Source organism: Alicyclobacillus cycloheptanicus, assembly GCF_028751525.1.
Lineage (GTDB): Bacteria > Bacillota > Bacilli > Alicyclobacillales > Alicyclobacillaceae > Alicyclobacillus_L > Alicyclobacillus_L cycloheptanicus.
This window is the reverse complement of the sequence record NZ_CP067097.1, coordinates 2,106,771-2,123,813: the sequence shown is the minus strand read 5'-3', so window position 1 is coordinate 2,123,813 and position 17,043 is coordinate 2,106,771. Positions and strand designations below refer to the sequence as shown.

Annotated in this window: 17 protein-coding genes; 6 read left to right on the top strand and 11 right to left on the bottom strand. The window is 59.2% G+C overall.

Going from position 1 to position 17,043, the window contains the following annotated elements:
- Window positions 1-176 precede the first annotated feature (176 nt).
- Window positions 177-374 carry a YjzC family protein gene (locus JI721_RS09780; protein WP_274454695.1) on the top strand — a complete coding sequence of 66 codons (198 nt, stop codon included), beginning with the start codon at window positions 177-179 and terminating at the stop codon, window positions 372-374.
- A 93-nt stretch (window positions 375-467) separates the two neighbouring features.
- Here the strand turns inward: JI721_RS09780 and JI721_RS09775 are convergent, their stop codons facing one another.
- The 4 genes from JI721_RS09775 to coxB form a co-directional block, all read right to left on the bottom strand.
- Complete coding sequence (locus JI721_RS09775) at window positions 468-1,169, bottom strand: hypothetical protein (RefSeq protein ID WP_274454694.1); 702 nt, start codon at window positions 1,167-1,169, stop codon at window positions 468-470.
- A 123-nt stretch (window positions 1,170-1,292) separates the two neighbouring features.
- Window positions 1,293-1,916 carry a hypothetical protein gene (locus JI721_RS09770; protein ID WP_274454693.1) on the bottom strand — a complete coding sequence of 208 codons (624 nt, stop codon included), beginning with the start codon at window positions 1,914-1,916 and terminating at the stop codon, window positions 1,293-1,295.
- Window positions 1,917-1,934: 18 nt separating this feature from the next.
- Window positions 1,935-3,560 carry a cytochrome c oxidase subunit I gene (gene ctaD / locus JI721_RS09765; protein ID WP_274454692.1) on the bottom strand — a complete coding sequence of 542 codons (1,626 nt, stop codon included), beginning with the start codon at window positions 3,558-3,560 and terminating at the stop codon, window positions 1,935-1,937.
- Window positions 3,561-3,610: 50 nt separating this feature from the next.
- The gene (gene coxB, locus JI721_RS09760; RefSeq protein WP_274454691.1) at window positions 3,611-4,279 is read right to left on the bottom strand and encodes a cytochrome c oxidase subunit II; all 669 of its coding nucleotides are present in this window, start codon (window positions 4,277-4,279) and stop codon (window positions 3,611-3,613) included.
- A 456-nt stretch (window positions 4,280-4,735) separates the two neighbouring features.
- On the opposite strand from coxB, the gene JI721_RS09755 reads away from it, so the two are divergent.
- From JI721_RS09755 to acnA, 3 genes are all read left to right on the top strand, one after another.
- Window positions 4,736-5,209 (top strand): hypothetical protein, encoded by a 474-nt coding sequence (locus JI721_RS09755; protein WP_274454690.1) that lies wholly within the window; start codon window positions 4,736-4,738, stop codon window positions 5,207-5,209.
- Between the two features lie 64 nt (window positions 5,210-5,273).
- Window positions 5,274-6,398: a THUMP domain-containing class I SAM-dependent RNA methyltransferase gene (locus JI721_RS09750; protein ID WP_274457786.1), complete on the top strand. Its 1,125-nt coding sequence runs from the start codon at window positions 5,274-5,276 to the stop codon at window positions 6,396-6,398.
- A gap of 317 nt (window positions 6,399-6,715) precedes the next feature.
- The gene (gene acnA, locus JI721_RS09745; protein ID WP_274454689.1) at window positions 6,716-9,442 is read left to right on the top strand and encodes an aconitate hydratase AcnA; all 2,727 of its coding nucleotides are present in this window, start codon (window positions 6,716-6,718) and stop codon (window positions 9,440-9,442) included.
- Window positions 9,443-9,593: 151 nt separating this feature from the next.
- Here the strand turns inward: acnA and JI721_RS09740 are convergent, their stop codons facing one another.
- The 3 genes from JI721_RS09740 to JI721_RS09730 form a co-directional block, all read right to left on the bottom strand.
- Window positions 9,594-10,106 (bottom strand): hypothetical protein, encoded by a 513-nt coding sequence (locus JI721_RS09740; RefSeq protein ID WP_274454688.1) that lies wholly within the window; start codon window positions 10,104-10,106, stop codon window positions 9,594-9,596.
- Between the two features lie 78 nt (window positions 10,107-10,184).
- Window positions 10,185-10,913 carry a glycerophosphodiester phosphodiesterase gene (locus JI721_RS09735; RefSeq protein WP_274454687.1) on the bottom strand — a complete coding sequence of 243 codons (729 nt, stop codon included), beginning with the start codon at window positions 10,911-10,913 and terminating at the stop codon, window positions 10,185-10,187.
- A gap of 164 nt (window positions 10,914-11,077) precedes the next feature.
- Window positions 11,078-11,275, bottom strand: coding sequence for a hypothetical protein (locus JI721_RS09730; RefSeq protein ID WP_274454686.1), 198 nt, complete (start codon window positions 11,273-11,275; stop codon window positions 11,078-11,080).
- A gap of 146 nt (window positions 11,276-11,421) precedes the next feature.
- Here JI721_RS09730 and tlp point away from each other — a divergent pair, with 146 nt between their 5' ends.
- On the top strand, window positions 11,422-11,643 hold the full coding sequence (tlp, locus tag JI721_RS09725) for a small acid-soluble spore protein Tlp (RefSeq protein WP_274457783.1): 222 nt from the start codon (window positions 11,422-11,424) through the stop codon (window positions 11,641-11,643).
- A 118-nt stretch (window positions 11,644-11,761) separates the two neighbouring features.
- Here the strand turns inward: tlp and JI721_RS09720 are convergent, their stop codons facing one another.
- The 4 genes from JI721_RS09720 to JI721_RS09705 all read right to left on the bottom strand — a co-directional run bounded on the left by JI721_RS09720 (window position 11,762) and on the right by JI721_RS09705 (window position 15,858).
- Window positions 11,762-12,127 carry a DUF423 domain-containing protein gene (locus JI721_RS09720; protein ID WP_274454685.1) on the bottom strand — a complete coding sequence of 122 codons (366 nt, stop codon included), beginning with the start codon at window positions 12,125-12,127 and terminating at the stop codon, window positions 11,762-11,764.
- Window positions 12,128-12,460: 333 nt separating this feature from the next.
- Window positions 12,461-13,138 carry a bacillithiol biosynthesis deacetylase BshB2 gene (gene bshB2 / locus JI721_RS09715; RefSeq protein ID WP_274454683.1) on the bottom strand — a complete coding sequence of 226 codons (678 nt, stop codon included), beginning with the start codon at window positions 13,136-13,138 and terminating at the stop codon, window positions 12,461-12,463.
- Window positions 13,139-13,213: 75 nt separating this feature from the next.
- A complete protein-coding gene (locus JI721_RS09710; protein ID WP_274454682.1) occupies window positions 13,214-13,564 on the bottom strand; it encodes a YojF family protein in 351 nt (116 codons plus the stop codon).
- Window positions 13,565-13,650: 86 nt separating this feature from the next.
- Window positions 13,651-15,858, bottom strand: coding sequence for a HelD family protein (locus JI721_RS09705; protein ID WP_274454681.1), 2,208 nt, complete (start codon window positions 15,856-15,858; stop codon window positions 13,651-13,653).
- Window positions 15,859-16,058: 200 nt separating this feature from the next.
- Here JI721_RS09705 and JI721_RS09700 point away from each other — a divergent pair, with 200 nt between their 5' ends.
- Window positions 16,059-17,042: an SPL family radical SAM protein gene (locus JI721_RS09700; protein ID WP_274454680.1), complete on the top strand. Its 984-nt coding sequence runs from the start codon at window positions 16,059-16,061 to the stop codon at window positions 17,040-17,042.
- Window position 17,043: the final 1 nt, after the last annotated feature.

Here is a 17,043-nt window from a genome sequence, read left to right as displayed (position 1 = left end):
CCAACATCGCCTGACAGAGCGAAGTGATTGCATAGGCCGTTCGCCCCGTCAAATACTACAACACGGGAGCACCTCTCGAAATGGGGTGCTCCCGTGTCCCTGTAGCGCTCCGGAACGCTCGGTGAAGCGCCGTCTTGTGGACACATCAACGGACAACAGCCGGAGGTGTGGCAACCATGGGTCAGGAGAACCAGTTTGAACCTGGCTGGGAGGTACCCAACGACGGGATCTACATCGAAGTCGGCGAGCACCCCGACAGCGCCAACTTGCACAAACCCAGGAAAGTCCACTTGCACAAGGGTGACGCATTTCCGCTGACCGGGAACAAGAATCGGAAGTGGACCCGGTTCAAGGGACACCACATCACTGGCTAAAGCCAGCGACAGCGAAAGCCGCGCGTGGAACACCGCGCAGGCAGCCTAGAACGTCGAGGTCGGCAGGATCACGTCCTGCCGACCTCATCCGTGTCAGGAGGCGCGGGAGAGAGGCACGATGCCCGCCGGTCCAGGAGTCAACAATCGGTACCCCACGAAGGTCACAATCCAGCCGATGAACATCGTGATCCAGAACATCGCCGGTGACCCAAGCCGGGCGGCGCTGCCGGCAGCTGAAATGATGAGAATCCCGGCGGCCAGCCAGAGGTTTCCGTACAGGAGCCGCTTGTGCGCCTGGCGCCTGAACGTTCTCCAGGCCGAGAGCAGCGCAATGAAGAACACGGCCGCTGCGCCGAAGGCGTTCAGGACAATCAAAAACGGCAGCCAGGCGCCTTGCGCAATGATGCCCGTACCGGCGCCCCCGCCCAACTGTGCAAGCTGTCGGGTCGAGACAGGGCTTCGCACCATCAGCACCGTCCCAATCAGACCGACGATGCAGACGATGCCTGCGATGACCAGGACCGTCCGCCGGGAGAAGTGGAGGGAGAGACTGCCCAGCCCCATGATGGCGGGCATCCACATCGCGCCGAACACGTAATACACCACAAACAGCCACGGGACGTGCGGCGTAATCCACAGCGTAAGACAATAGGCAAGCGACGCCACACAGGAAAAGGCCAGCGACAGCGCCCAGAACCAATGACTCAAGCGATGATTGCGGCGATACTGAAGGCTGACCAGGACGGTGAACCACCCCGTCAACAGTGCGACCAGAAGTGCAGGAACTGCAGCCATATCCATCACTTCTTCAGCTTAGATAAGTAAGTCGTGTACTTCAGGACGAGCAAAAAGATTCCAACGAACACAAACACCCCGAACGCGAATGCGATGAGCTGCACGGAGAATCCCTCCCGGAAATCAGGTCAAATGTTGGCCGCACCACGCAGCGAAACTGCCGACCGTGATGACGTTTTCCATCAGCAGAACAACGATGCCGAACATCGCGTTGTACAACCACCAGTTCATGGCTGCCGGGAAGAAGTAGTTGATGCGCGCCTTGTTGCCATAGGAGGCGTACCAGCCAGCGAACGCCAGCAAGACCACTGAAGTCACGGAAACGCCCAGTTCGATGAAGGCCGTCGGCGCGTAAATCGTTCGCGTCTGCGGTGAACTGTTGGCAAACCAAACAAACAAGCGAAAATCGATACACACGACAGCCACAAAGGCCAGTGTCGTAATGGCCAACACCAGGTTGAACGCCTTCCACTGATTCTTCGCAAACAGCGCGCCCGCAATGAGACAAAGGATGCCCGCAATCAACAGCATCAAGGTCGACCAGTACGGCAAATCCTTGAGAATGGCGGAGTGCGGCAGCGTGAACTTCGTCGGACTCCACTTTCGCAAGTATACATTCGACGCGACAAAAGACGCAGCGGTGAACGTCACAGCCACAAGTCCGAGCCACATGGCGAGAACGAGATTTCCCTGGCGGTCAATGTTCTCTTCATGGTTGATATGTCCGTGCGCGTCATGAACCGACATGCTTGCAACCCCCTCGCATTACGCTCCCGCAGGCGCGGATTCAGTCTCAGGTTCCAGATCAGGGTAGGGTTGATACGGATTCTCCGTCACCACCGGGATCTCGTCAAAATTGTGCTCCGGCGGCGGAGACGACACCGTCCACTCTAACGTCCGCGCGTTCCACGGGTTGTTCTCCACTTTACGGCCGTACTTGGCAGACACCATCAGATTGACGAGCAGGATGATGGTGCCAACCCCCAAAATGTACGAGCCAATTGTCGCCACCTGGTTCCACAGGTGAAACTCCGGTGCGTACGTCGCATACCGGCGCGGCATCCCCGCCAGGCCCAGCAGGTGCATTGGAAAGAACGTAACCTGCGTGCCAACGAAATAGAACCAGAATCCAACATATCCCCAGGTCTTGTGAAACATGCGCCCGGTTACCTTGGGGAACCAGAAGAAAATTCCCGCCATGATGGTCATGACACTACCGCCAAACAGCACGTAGTGGATGTGCGCCACCACGAAGTACGTGTCGTGCAGCGCCATGTCAAGCGGCACATTCGCGACGATCACGCCGCTGAAGCCGCCAATGATGAACGACCCGATGAACCCGAGCGAAGCGAACATCATGGGCACCTCGTACTCCACCGCACCGCCCCAGATGGTCGCCAGCCAGTTAAAGATTTTCACCGATGTCGGGACCGCGATGATGAGTGAGGAAATCATGAACGGAATCCCGGCCGACATCGCCATGCCCGCCACGAACATATGGTGCGCCCAGACAAAAAAGCCGAGGAAGCCAATGGCGACACTGGAATAGGCAATGGCGTGGTAGCCAAAAATCGGTTTACGGGCGAACACCGGCAGCACTTCTGAAATGATCCCGAAGCCCGGCAGAATCATGATGTACACAGCAGGATGAGAGTAAAACCAGAACAAGTGCTGATACAGCATCGGATCGCCGCCCTGCGCGGCAGTGTAGAACACTGTGCCGAAGTGACGGTCCAAAAGCAGGGTCGTTACGGCCCCTGCCAACGCTGGCGTGGCAAACAGCTGCATGAAGGCGGTCACAAACATGCTCCATGTAAACAAGGGCATCCGGTTGAACGTCATCCCAGGTGCCCGCATCTTGATGATTGTGACAATGAAATTGATGGAACCGAGAATCGAGGCCAGACCGGCCAAGTGAACCGTCATGACCCAGATATCAATCCCTGGGCCCTGCGATTGAATACTATATGGCGGATACGACGTCCACCCAGCATCCGGCATGCCGAAAAACATGCCAATCATTAAGGTCAGGCCGCTGACCAGGTACAGCCAGTAGCTTAAGGCGTTCATCCGCGGGAATGCCATGTCGCGGGCGCCGACCTGCAAGGGCACGAGATAGTTGCCAAACGCGCCGGTGAGAAGCGGAATGATGACCAAAAAGACCATGACCGTCGCATGCATCGTGTAGAACTCATTGTACGTTTGCGAATCGACGAATCGTCCATAAGGCGTCCACAACTCTGTCCGCACACCCAGCGCGAACAGTCCGCCGACCAGAAAGAAGAACAAGGCGGTCACGCCGTACATAATGCCGATTTTCTTGTGGTCGACCGTGCAGATCCAGTCACGGAAAAAGGACTTTCGCGCAGGAATACGCATTGCTGCTTCCATTCAGTCTCTCACCTCAATGCGGAGTCAATTTGCGGTGCTGCCTGATCCGCTCAACTGCCGGACGAGGCCTTTTGTTTTTGAAGCTGCGAGGCCTCCCATTGTTGAAAGTCAGACGGCGACAGGACCGTCATCGTCGCGTGCATCTTGGAGTGATCGACGCCGCAGAACTGATCGCAGGGAACCGGGAACGACTGACCGATGTCCTTGGTATCCGCCTGCATCCAAAACTGCGTTTGCCGGCCAGGCAGTGCGTCCTGTTGAACACGGACAGCCGGTATGTAAAAGCCGTGAATGACGTCTGCGGATGTAATGTCGAACAACACAGGCTGGCCTGCCGGAACATCCAGAACATTCCGCGTATCAAGCCCATTCGGATACTGGAACTCCCAGTACCACATGTGCCCCGTCACCTTAATCACGACTGGATGCGGAGGCGGGGTTTGCTGTGCGTACACATACTTCACGCTGATAACGCCCATGAAGACTAGAATGACGGTCGGAACAAGCGTCCAGATGATTTCAAACAGGTTGTTGCCGTGTACGCCTTTGCCAGTTCGATTCTTCCTGGTACGGCGATAGCGAATGAGGAACGTAATCAGAAGAACTTCGACAATTACGAAAAAAGCAGCCACAATCCCCAGCACGATGTAAAACAAGGAGTCGACACGTTGCGCCATCTGGGTCAGCGCGGGAGGCAACCAAGACGCGACATTAGGCACACTACACCCTCCTCCGCGGGTACCGATGACTCACTGGCTTATCAGCGTCCCGTCGTACCCTTCGTCAGTTGCAGCTTCGCATCTTCCAGCACCGGAACTTCTCTCAATACTCGGTCGTTTCTTGATAGACAAAGTACCGGTCGCAGCCAGCCCAAAAAAGCATCGGTGCCTGCCAACAACTGGATGCCTCCAAGGGTGTCATGAAAGGGCTGTACTACGCGAAGATACGCGTCCAGTTTACCACAACCAAAGAGATTTGCGTCAAGACACACAGGTGCAATTTGGAAACCTCGCGCCGTTCCGTCACAATTCTTTCGCGATTCAAATCTTTATAGAAACACGCCCCGACCTTGCGCGGCGTTTCTGCGAAATTTGCGGTATAATCCAGGTCAAGCTCTGCTGGATTCACCTCCTCAAGGCGCGCCCAGCGCCGGGAGGAACACGGGAGGTTTCTCCATGCCATCATCCAGCCCGGCAGCCCGCAGTCGTTTGAAAACGCGCATCGGGATCGCGATTGGCGTGCTTGTGATTCTCGCACTTGGCGCGTGGATCGACATCGACATGAAGAACGTCGCTGCAGCGCGCGCGGCCGACCACCAGATGACCTTTGCGGAATACGTGCACAATCATCACCTGGGGACCTTGGTGACGATTGACGACGGCACCGGACTCAACGCATCGGCCTATGACTTGCAGCTCAGCAAGCCGGTTCCGGACGGACAGCGAACGGCACTGGCGCTAGAGCTCAGCGAAGTCTACGCGAAAGACGATCACGGTGAGCTCTTGACCATCGACTACACCGACCCGAAAACGAAGCTGGACGAACCCATCGCCACGTGTACATTAGATCCAAATTTGGAAAACTTGACAGTGACGGTCCACTTCACGAACGGACAGCAGCAAGTCGTTCACAAGCATGTGGATTGGTGAACAGCAACACCTGCAGCAAGACGGACAAGCGTGAACAGGAGGATGCTCGTTGACACTGACATTGATGGCAACAACCGCGTTCGGACTGGAGGCGGTTGTCAAGCGCGAAATCGAACAACTTGGCTACACCCCGACGCGCACAGACAACGGGTTTGTCGAGTTCGAAGGCGACGAGACCGCCGTTGTGCGGGCGAATCTGTGGCTGCGGACCGCGGAGCGGGTCCTCATCGTCATGGGGCGTTTTCACGCCGATACGTTCGACAGCCTGTTCGAGCAAACCAAGGCCTTGCCGTGGTCGGATGTTTTGCCAGAGACAGCGGAGTTTCCGGTGTCCGGCAAATCCGTGCGTTCCACGTTGTCGAGCGTCCCGGCCTGCCAGCGCATCGTCAAAAAGGCGATTGTGGAAAGCCTCAAGCGCACGTATGGTCGGTCTGAGTTTCCGGAAACTTCGTCGCGGTTTCCGATTGAAGTCTCCCTGCTCAAGGACGAAGCCACACTGACACTGGACACCAGCGGCGCAGGTCTGCACAAGCGGGGCTACCGCATGCTCACCGCCGCGGCCCCCATTCGCGAGACCTTGGCGGCTGCACTGGTGCTGCTGAGCCGATGGCTTCCCCACCGGCCGTTCGCCGACCCCCTCTGTGGATCCGGTACCATCGCGGTGGAAGCCGCCATGATTGCCAAGAACATCGCACCCGGATTGAACCGCAGTTTCGCCGCGGAGGCCTGGCCCCTCGTGCCGGCCGCAGCTTGGCAGCAAGGCCGCGACCAGGCCAAGGAAGCCGTGCGCTCGGACGTGGAGGTCCACATTCACGCCAGCGATATCGACGCAAAAGTGCTTAGCCTGGCTGGGTTCCACGCGCGCAAGGCCGGCGTGGCGGACTGCATCCACATCTCACAGCTGGACGTCCGAAATTTTCGACCGAGCGAGTCCTACGGCTGCATTGTGACCAATCCCCCGTACGGAGAGCGGATGGGTGCAGAAGCGGAAGTCAGCGCCCTGTACCGAACGATGGGCAAAACGTTTGCGGCGCTCGATCGGTGGTCGGTGTTCGTCATTACCTCCCACCCATCGTTTGAGTCGCTCTACGGCAAACGGGCCGACAAGAAGCGAAAACTGTACAATGGGCGCATCCAAACCAACCTGTATCAATACCTCGGTCCCTTGCCGCCTCGTCAGCCGTCGTAAGCGCGTTTTTCGCACGCCGGACCCCTGCACTCATCTTGCAAACTCGTTGTCAAGGTAGTAGAGTGTCTAAGGATTCTTCTGCGGCGTGACGCCCTCATTCGAATTTGAAATCCCACCATCGGTGTTTGCGATCTCAAATCGACAAACACTCGCAACGCTGCGAAAATGAGTAACAGACCTGACAGCATCCGCTGTGAGAGCGTGTCCGAGCGGGGCGGGGCAAAGACCTCGCTGCGGCGCCAGAGAGCGCCGTTGGCTGTTCATTGGAAGGTCTCGGACCACCGCTGCAAAATCACACAGAGAGTGGGGATTTGACTATGGTGTACCACGATCCATTTGGAGCGCGCGACCAACTCTCCGTGGGCGGTCGCAAGTATACGTACTTCCGCCTGTCCGCGCTCGAGGAGAAAGGCGTTGGCCCAGTCTCCAAACTTCCTTTCTCTATCAAAATCCTGTTGGAAGCCGTCCTTCGCCAAATTGATAACAAGGCGATTGGGGTCGATCACGTTCGTGCATTGGCGAACTGGAATGCCGCCGCACCGCAGAAGGACGACGTTCCGTTCAAGCCGGCCCGCATTCTGCTGCAGGACTTCACCGGCGTTCCGGCTGTGGTCGACTTGGCCGCACTCCGTTCTGCCATGCATCGACTGGGCGGCGATCCGAAGCGAATCAACCCGCTGATTCCAGTCGACCTCGTCATTGACCACTCCGTGCAGGTCGACGCGTTTGGTTCGCCGGAAGCGCTGGAGTTCAACATCAGCCGTGAATTCGAGCGCAACGAAGAGCGCTACAAATTCCTCCGCTGGGCGCAAAAGTCGTTCGACAACTTCCGTGTCGTGCCGCCCGGGACGGGGATTGTTCACCAGGTCAACCTCGAGTACCTGGCGAAGGTCGTGCAGAGCAAGCAGGTTGGCGACGAGGTTGTCGTATTCCCGGACTCCTTGGTCGGAACCGATTCGCACACGACGATGATCAACGGCATCGGCGTCCTCGGCTGGGGTGTCGGCGGTATCGAAGCCGAAGCTTGCATGCTCGGACAGCCCTTGTATCAATTGCTGCCGGAAGTCATTGGCTTCAAACTGACAGGCAGCTTGCCGGAAGGCGCGACCGCCACCGACCTGGCCCTGACGGTCACGAACATGCTCCGGAAGAAGGGCGTCGTTGGCAAGTTCGTCGAGTTCTACGGCCCAGGTTTGACCAACATCAGCCTGGCAGACCGGGCGACCGTCGCCAACATGGCGCCAGAATACGGCGCAACCATGGGCTTCTTCCCGGTGGACGCTGAAACGTTGAACTACCTGCGCAGCACGGGGCGCGACGAGGAACTCGTGGCGTTGGTGGAAGCCTACACCAAGGCAGAAGGCTTGTTCCGTACGGACGACACCCCGGACCCGGTGTTCACGGACACCATTGAACTCGACCTGGCAACCGTCCAGCCGACGATGGCGGGTCCGAAACGGCCGCAGGACCGCATCGCGCTCACCGACATGAAGAAGAACTTCGAAGAAGCGCTGACCAAGCCGCTCGACAAGGCCGGCTTTGGCCTGACGGACGAAGAAGTCAAGAAAGAAGTTGTGATTCAGCATAAGGACGGCTCCACCTCGGTCATGAAGACCGGTGCTGTCGCCATCGCTGCCATCACGAGCTGCACCAATACATCGAACCCATCGGTCATGCTGGGCGCCGGCCTGCTCGCAAAGAAGGCGGTCGAACGCGGCCTGGTCACGCCGAAATACGTGAAGACGAGCCTGGCACCGGGATCGAAAGTGGTCAAGGACTACCTTGAACGGGCTGGCCTGATTGAGCCGCTGGCGGCGCTTGGTTTCGACATCGTCGGGTACGGCTGCACCACCTGTATCGGCAACAGCGGTCCGCTGCCGGATGAAGTGAGCGAACCCATTAAGGAAAACGACCTCCTGGTATCCGCCGTGCTGTCCGGAAACCGCAACTTTGAAGGCCGGATTCACGCCCTGGTCCGTGCCAACTACCTGGCCTCGCCGCCGCTGGTGATTGCCTACGCGCTGGCGGGCACGGTGGACATCGACCTGACCACAGAACCGCTGGGTACGGACAAGAACGGTCAGCCGGTGTACCTGAAGGACATCTGGCCGAGCTCCATCGAGATCGAGCAGACGATTCAGTCCGTCATCAGCCCGGAGATGTTCCGTGCGGAGTACGAGCACGTCTTCTCCAGCAACGAGCGTTGGAACCAGCTCGCGACGCCGGAGGGCGAACTGTACGATTGGGATAAGGCGTCAACCTATATCCAGGAGCCGCCGTTCTTCGTGGGTCTGACTTCCGAACTGCCGCCGGCGTCCGATATCAAGAACGGACGCGTGCTGGCACTGCTCGGCGACTCGGTCACCACGGACCACATCTCGCCGGCTGGCAACATCGCCATCAACAGCCCGGCTGGCAAGTACCTGACCGAGCACGGCGTCAAGCCGTTTGACTTCAACTCGTACGGCTCACGGCGCGGCAACCACGAAGTCATGATGCGCGGCACCTTCGCAAACATCCGCATCCGGAACCAGGTTGCACCTGGCACCGAGGGCGGCGTGACCAAGTACCTGCCGACCGACGAAGTGATGCCGATTTACGACGCCGCGATGAAGTACCAGGAGGCGGGCGTTCCGCTGGTCGTCATCGCCGGTAAGGAATACGGTACAGGCAGCTCGCGCGACTGGGCGGCGAAGGGCACGAACCTGCTCGGCATTCGTGCGGTGATTGCGGAGAGCTTCGAACGCATCCACCGCAGCAACCTGGTCGGCATGGGCGTGCTGCCGCTGCAGTTCAAGAACGGCGACTCCTGGCAGTCCCTTGGCCTGACCGGGCGGGAAGTCATTCAGATTGAAGGCCTCGATGGTGAACTTGTGCCGGGTCAGGACCTGAAAGTGACCTTCGTGCGCGAAGACGGCAGCCGCATTGAAGTACAGACCACGGTTCGCCTCGACAGCAACATCGAGATTGAGTACTACCGCAACGGCGGTATCCTGCAGACGGTTCTCCGGAGCTTCCTCCAGGAGGAACTCGCCCGCGCGTAACCGAAAGACACGGAGCGCACGACGCGGTTCCGGTCTATTGAAAAGCCTGCTGAATCCACGGGTTCAGCAGGCTTTTTGCGTTCGCACGACACGCGCGGCTACTTCGAACAGTGCATCCGCTTCGACAGCGCGTCCTGTTAAGCGCGTCCTGTTAGTTGAAGGTATTGACATGAATCAGGCTGATTTCGTCGATGTCACTCTTCGCCAGGAAAAACCAGCCCTTATGCAAGGGGACCTTGGTGTTTCCAATGTGCCAGGTCAACTGCCAGGTCCCGTCGCTGCGGACGGTGGTTTGTCCAATCTTCTGCACGTTGACGGCACTGCGCAGGTCGTAATGGTTTCCGTCATGCAGCACATTCTGTGCCGGGACATAGTAAACCGTGATGACCTTGCCATGCCAGTGCGCATTCGAATAAATCCGGATGGATTGGTTCTGCCGAACCGCCCGCATCAGGGGAATGTTGTGAATCCGTCGCGGCACGTTGAGCGTCACCGGAGGTCCAGCAATGGACTGCGGCAAAGACGCCGCCACACCGGCGTCCGTCGCATGCTGCGACGGCTCGGCACTCATCGCGGCGGGCGTGCAGCCCGCAAGGAGCGTGATCGAAAACAGCGTGATGGACAGCAGCGTTCCAGATCCAACGATTGATTTCCGTTTCTGCACCAGAACTCCCCCAAACGAACCCTGTTTGGGATAGGTTGTCCAGTCTCTGGCAAAGGTATGTTCCGGCGTGACATCGATTCAACTCAGCGCCTGCAGCGCCGCGTCCGGCCGGTCGGTGATCACGGCGTCGACCCCCCACGCTGCGAGCTTGCGAATTTCCGCCGGATCGTTCACCGTGAACACGTGGACCCGCAGGTGGTCCCGGTGTGCCCCCGCAACGATATGCTCGTTGACAGCCAGGTGGTACGGATGCAGGGCGCCCGCATGGAGATAGCGGGCGTACAGCCAGGGGTCGACGAGCCCTTCCATGTACAAAAGCCCAATGTTCGCGTCGTTGCACTGGCGTTTCAAAGCCAACAAACTGTAGTGATTGAACGAGGAGAACACCGTCCGGCACTGCAGCCCGAACTGCTGGACACACTGCCACGTGCGAATTTCCAGATCCGGATACAAAACGACGCCGGACTTGAGTTCGATATTCACGGATACGCGCAAAGGCGCCGATGCAACAACGTCCAGTACCTCTTCTAAGGTGGGCACACGTGCGCCGGGGACCTGCTGTCCTTGCGGGCCGAGGACGTGCAGCCGCTTCACTTCCGCCAGCGTCATCCGTCCCACGGGCCCCGTGCCATCTGTCGTGCGGTCGACCGTTTCATCGTGGATCACGACCAGCGCACCGTCCTTTGTCAAATGCACATCCAGTTCGATTCCATCGACGCCGAGCGCAATCGCCTGTTGAAAACTCATCACGGTATTCTCTGGGTAAACCGCGGAAAACCCTCGGTGTGCCCAGATTTCTGTGCGCATGGGAACGCCTCCTTTTCGGGTGAGGATGCGATAGCCTACGCGCCCCGCCCGCTGTATGGTAAGGAAAGGCGCCCAGGTCTGGGATCCTGCATGACCATGCAAAAGGCAAGGCTCCCGAAGGAGTCCTTGCCTTTGCCGTTGACCTGATGCCATACGTCCACCCTCTACTGCAGGTTGGAAACCGATGCGCCATATTCTCCGCCAATCCGACGTGAATACTTGCCGATTTGAGGTGTGCCATGCCGATGCTGCTGCATCTCAGAAATCCGCTGCCCACGCGCCATACTGGCAGTGGCTTGTGCACTCAACACCGGTCCTGACGCTTCATCGCCGCGTCCAATTGACTTGCGTCTCGACGTCATTCCACATGCACCTCCCGTTGGCATCAAATCATGTGCTAGCCTGCCCGAATTGCATGGGCGCCATGCAACGCACCGCGTGCATGAAAGCAGGTCAATCTGCGCAGGCTGGAGTCGAGACCCAGATGCGTTTGAAAGGAGCGATTCGATTGGCGAATCCTGACGATCGATCCGATAATGTCGAAAAACTACAGCAAATGATTCAAGACACGATGGCGAATCTGCGGGAAGCGGAGGATTTCGTGAAAGCACACGGGGATGAAATGCGGGCGGAAGACCGCCAGGACATTGAAGCAAAAAACATACGCCGCGAAGAAGCCATTGAAGGGTTCCGCGCCGAAATCAAGGACGAGATCGACCAGACACGGTGACATCGCGGTGCGATCACATCCCGGCGCGTGAAGGCGGCACGTCAGCGCAATCGGTGCCAGCGTGGAGCTCACGAGACCTGCCAGGGGAGCCTTGGCAGGTCTCGGTTACGTGGCAAGCTTATCGGACAGCCTGGACCACAAACAACACCCAGCCTGCGAGAAACGCCAGCCCGCCAAGCGGTGTGACGGCGCCAATGGCGCGTCCCCGGCTGCCCGTTAAGATGTACAGGCTCCCGGAAAACAACACCGTTCCGATGACAAACAGCCATCCAGCCCAGCAGACCAGGAGGGCCGTCCCTTTCCAGGCTTGATACAGCCCGACCGCGATCAGCGCAAGGGCATGATACATCTGGTACTGAACGCCGGTCTGAAACACTGTCAGCTTCTCCGGTGCCACACGCGTCCGCAGCGCATGGGCGCCAAACGCGCCAAGCGCCACCGACAAAAACGCAAAAATGCCGCCGATAAGAAGAAAGGTTTGCACGGTTTCACCTTCTGTCCTGTGACCTATAAGACTGAGACCGAATCGTTTTGAAGAAAGGTGGAGATTGGATGCCTCGCGAAAAGAAACCCGTTCACAATGATGCCAACAAGACACTCCCCCGGGAAGAGCATGAAGAGCGCATCCCCGGAGAAACACAGCGCGTCGAGAACACGAAAGCAGACAAAAACGCCTGAGCCTTCACGCCCCGTCCACCATCGCCCACCCGGCGACCGGGCACGGACGGGGTTCCCATCCCGCGCGCTGCCGCGGCGCCCGGCCCTCCACCCGGGTTCGCGGCGTGCTTGCGCGGCGAACGAAATGACGCGCGGCAAATTACCCGCGGTAAATCCAGTACACTTCCGTTCCCAAGCGTTCCTCGATGGCTTTTTTGGCTGCCTCGCTGCTCGCCGCTTCCGCTTCCATGTTCTTCATCATCGCCTCGGACTGGGAGCGGTGCGCGCGCATGGCGGCAAGCTTGATATCCATGACTTCCCGCACGTCGATCACAATGTCCGGCTCACCGAGTACCGCCCTTGCGTTCTTGGTGACCGCCGAGCCCCAAATCTCCGGCCGCTCGTCTTCCGGCAGCCTGGCCACGGCACGAACGGTCGCCGCCGACAGCGCATCATGGTCGGGGTGCACCCCGTGCTTCGGGTAGTACGTCAGGATCATCGACGGACGCACCTCCGCGATCACCTCGCCGATGCGGTCTGCGAGCACTTCCGGGTCCTCAAATTCCACCGTCTTATCGCGCAGCCCCAGCAGTCGAAGGTCCTTGATGCCAAGAATTTCGCATGCATCTTCGAGTTCCTTCTTGCGAATCATGGGCAGTTTTTCCCGCGTTGCAAAAAACGGCTTGCCCATGTTGCGCCCCATCTGTCCGAGGGTGCCGCAAATGAGCGTGACCGGGGTTCCGGCTTTTGTATACATGGCCACCGTCCCCGCCTTGCCGAAGGTTTCATCGTCGGGGTGTGGAAACACCGCAAGCACATGTCGCTGCTTTGGTAACATCGGTATCGCTCCTTTGCGTTCCATTGCGTTCCTTCGCGCTTGTGCGCGCTCTTTAGCGGTTCCCAGGCCGCCGTGTTACATGGGGAATGGCGTCAAGCTCAGCTGCAGCGCCACCGCAATGCGCCCGTCGCCATCGTGTCCGGCCAACAAGAGCCGCCCTTCCTCGTCCACTTCGTAATCCGTCAGCCCTTCCGCGTAAATCCACCCCGTGTCCATCTTCAGTCCAACCCGGTAAGGGCCGTCTCCAGCGATGGACCCGCGGTGGAACTTCACCCGTCCATTGCGGATGTACGCGCACACAGCCATGCTGGCTTCTGACCGCAGCGCCGCATATGCGCCGTTGGTGGTCTCCAAGTGCAGATACACATCTTGATTGACAAATCGCGAAATGGCCTCATCGACCGCTTCTCGACGAATTGGTTCCATGCAATCAACCCCCGTTTCTGCCCACAATCACGTTTGGGTTGGGCAGCCTACTTTCGATATTACTCTAGTCCACGACCAATCTCCAATCACAGCAGCGGGGATGGCTTGCCGCTGTACTGAACCCATAAGTGGTGCAGCGCACGCGTGCAGCCGACATACAGCAATCGCGCATCAGAAGCTGTTTCCCGGTAGTGCAGCGCATCCGCATCCACGATGACCACCGCGTCAAACTCGAGCCCCTTGGCCAGATACACCGGCAGCACCGACACACCGCCGTGATACTGCTGGCGGCTGGCATCAATCTGCTGTGCGTCGATCCCGGCATCCGCCAATGCCCGGTAATACGGTTCACAGTCCGCTTCTGTCCGGCAGAGAACCGCCACCGTATTCGCGCCCTGCTGCTGCAGCTCTGCCACCGCCTGAGCCGCCGCGCAAAAGCGGTCGTCCGCCGCGATTTCGTCGACGCGAACCGGGTCGCCGCTGCGAAAGACAGGCCTTGCGGGGATGAACCCCGGGAACCGGGTGATAATCCGGTTCGCAAATTCGATGATCTCGGTCGTCGACCGATAACTCACATCCAGTTGGAAGTAGCGGGAAGCGTCTTTTGGAAACAGTTCGAGAAACGAATCCCAGCTCGAAATGCCCTGGTAGGTATGAATGGACTGGGCGAGATCGCCCAGAATAGTGAACGACCCGGTCGGACAGTGCGCCTTCAGCACCTCGATTTGCAGCGGCGAGAAGTCCTGGGCTTCGTCGATCACGACGTGATCGAACCGGTTCTCCGCGTCAATGCCGTGCAGTTTCACGTGCAGGTAGAGCAGCGCGGCGAGGTCTTCCGTCTCGACCAAGGGGCGCGAATGTCCGCGGCTGCGCGTCCCCGTGCGCGAAGCGGCGGCCTTGCGCCGATTGCCCCCGTGCCCTGCCGCGTCCTCCGTCGGCATCTCCATACCTTCGTCGGCCAGGACCGCCTGGTACAAGGCCAGCGCAGACGGGTCGCCCCACTTCGCCGCATAGCTGCGATACCGCTGACTGGCGGTCTTGCGCAGTGCGGACGCCGCCTGGCCAGACACTTGGTTCTTCAGCTCCATCTCGTACCACCGCTTGACACGGGCAAGCACCCGCGCCTTCCGCTGTGCCAGCGGCAAATGGCGGTACTCCGCCGTGTACCAGCTGCGGATGACCGTTTCCTTCAGCACAGCCCCTTCCCAGGGCACAAAGTCCTGGGAAGGCACCAGATTCTCCTCACACGCCCGGACGTGCGCGTCCAGCACGGCCGCGAACGCAAGCGACCCCTTGCGCTGCGCGATGGCACGTTCGCGTGCCACTGCTTCGTCCTCCACGATGCCAAACCAGCGCTCCAACCGCCGCTTTGCATTCCGCAGTTTGACCGTGTCGCCCAAGGGCTCCATCGCCCAGGCGGCAAACGTGGTCTGCCGAATCCCCCCGACTCCGAGTTCCGGCAGCACCTCCGAAATGTAATCGAGGAACATGGCGTTCGGCGCGAAGATAATCATCCGCTCCGCGCGGAGTTTTTCCTTGTATTGATATAAGAGGTAGGCCAGTCGGTGCAGGGCGACCGTCGTTTTTCCGCTCCCGGCAACCCCCTGAATCACGATCGCCAGATTCCGTTCCGCGCGGATGATGCGGTCCTGCTCGGCCTGAATGGTTGAAACGATGTCCCGCAGGCGGTTGTCCTTGTGCTCTGTCAAGCGGTAGAGCAGGAACTCGTCCGTGACCGGCAAGTTTGCCTGGCCGCGAACATAGCTGTCGACCACCCGCTGCAACACACTGTTGCGGATCGCGATGTTCCGCTTCAAATACACCCGCCCTTCAATGGTGCCGTCGGGCGACTCGTACGCCGCTGTGTCCCCCTGCCCCGTGAACGAGTAGAACATGCTTGCGACGGGCGCACGCCAATCAATGACCAGCCGGTCGCCGGTCGCGTCGTCCTCCAGTCCGAATTTGCCGATGTACAGGGGTGTCGGCGCGTTCTCGTCCGCCGCTTCAAAGTCGAGCCGGCCAAAGTACGGCTCATGCCTTGCCCGGGTCATCATCTGCACCTGCTCGGCACGCAGCCGCTCTACGGCCTGCGCTGCGACCTCGTCCGCCGTCTGGGCTTCCACATCGTCGTCACCGTCGAACTGGGTCGATATCGATTGCAGTTTCTCAAGCTGCCGCGTGATGCTGGTCAGAACCTGTTGTAGTCGATCCCGCTCTTCCACCACGGGGTCAGGCCTCGTCTCGTCCGGTACCGACGCAGGCACAGTCCCTGTCTCCACCTCGTGATTCAACATGCGTCCCGACCTCCCGTCTGCTTGCGCGAAATTTAAATATACCGAAAATCCAATCGTTAATCAACCCGCCGTCACGCGCCCTTCGACAACCGCCAGAACGCGCACTCTCCTGTCCATCTGGTGCTTGCACACGGGTGCAGAACGTGATATGGTCACACCAGAACATATGTTCGCATGTGTCGTGAGGAGGTCGATGAGAGATGCCAGCGCCGACGTTCACATCCGTGGCCGCCCAGCAAGTGATGAATCGGGTCACGGCGAAGACCATGCCCTTTCAATGGTCCATCAACCCGTATCGGGGCTGTGCGCACGGCTGCAGCTTCTGCTACGCCCGCAGCACACATACCTACTTTGGGCTGGAGGCCGACGATTCTTTTCAGCGGCAAATTTTTGTGAAGGGGAATGCCGCACAGGCGCTGGATAAGCAACTGCGTCAACTGGCCAAAAAGCATGACTGGAATCTGGAGTGGATGGCGGCGTCCCTCGGTCCTGTTGCGATTGGAACAGCCACAGACCCGTATCAGCCCGTGGAGGCGCGCCAGCAGGTAACGCGCGCGTGTTTGCAAGTGCTGGCCCGCTACCGCGTGCCAGTCACCATCACCACGCGCTCGCCGCTCATCCTGCGCGACCTTGATATTCTGCGGGAGATGGACGTTCGGTCGGTGAATCTCAGCGTGAACACGGTCAATCGGAACATCTGGCGGCAGATGGAACCCGCATCTCCCGCGCCCCACCGGCGGCTGGAAGCGGTCGCAGCGCTGACATCGGCCGGACTGCACGCCGGCATTTTCTTCGCCCCCATTTTGCCGTACATCACCGACAGCTCGCGTGAAATCGACGCCGTGTTCGACGCCGCCCGTCAAGCTGGCGCACAGTTTGTCATGGCTTCCGTGCTGCGCCTGGAAGCCGCGATTCAACCGTGGTTCTTCAAAACCCTCGCAGCGTATGACGAGAAATTACTGCCGCACTATCGAAGGCTGTATCGAAACGCCTATCCGCCCGCGTCCTACGTCGAACCCTTGATGCGCAAAATTGGGGCGCGTATGGAGCGGCACGGACTATCGCATCCGCACGACGGCCGTGCCGACCAGTCCCAAACCGACCAACATCAAACTGACCAGCGCACACCGTCCGGCGGCCCTGGTGCACAGCCAGCAACCGGACAGCTGCTGCTGCCCATCTGAC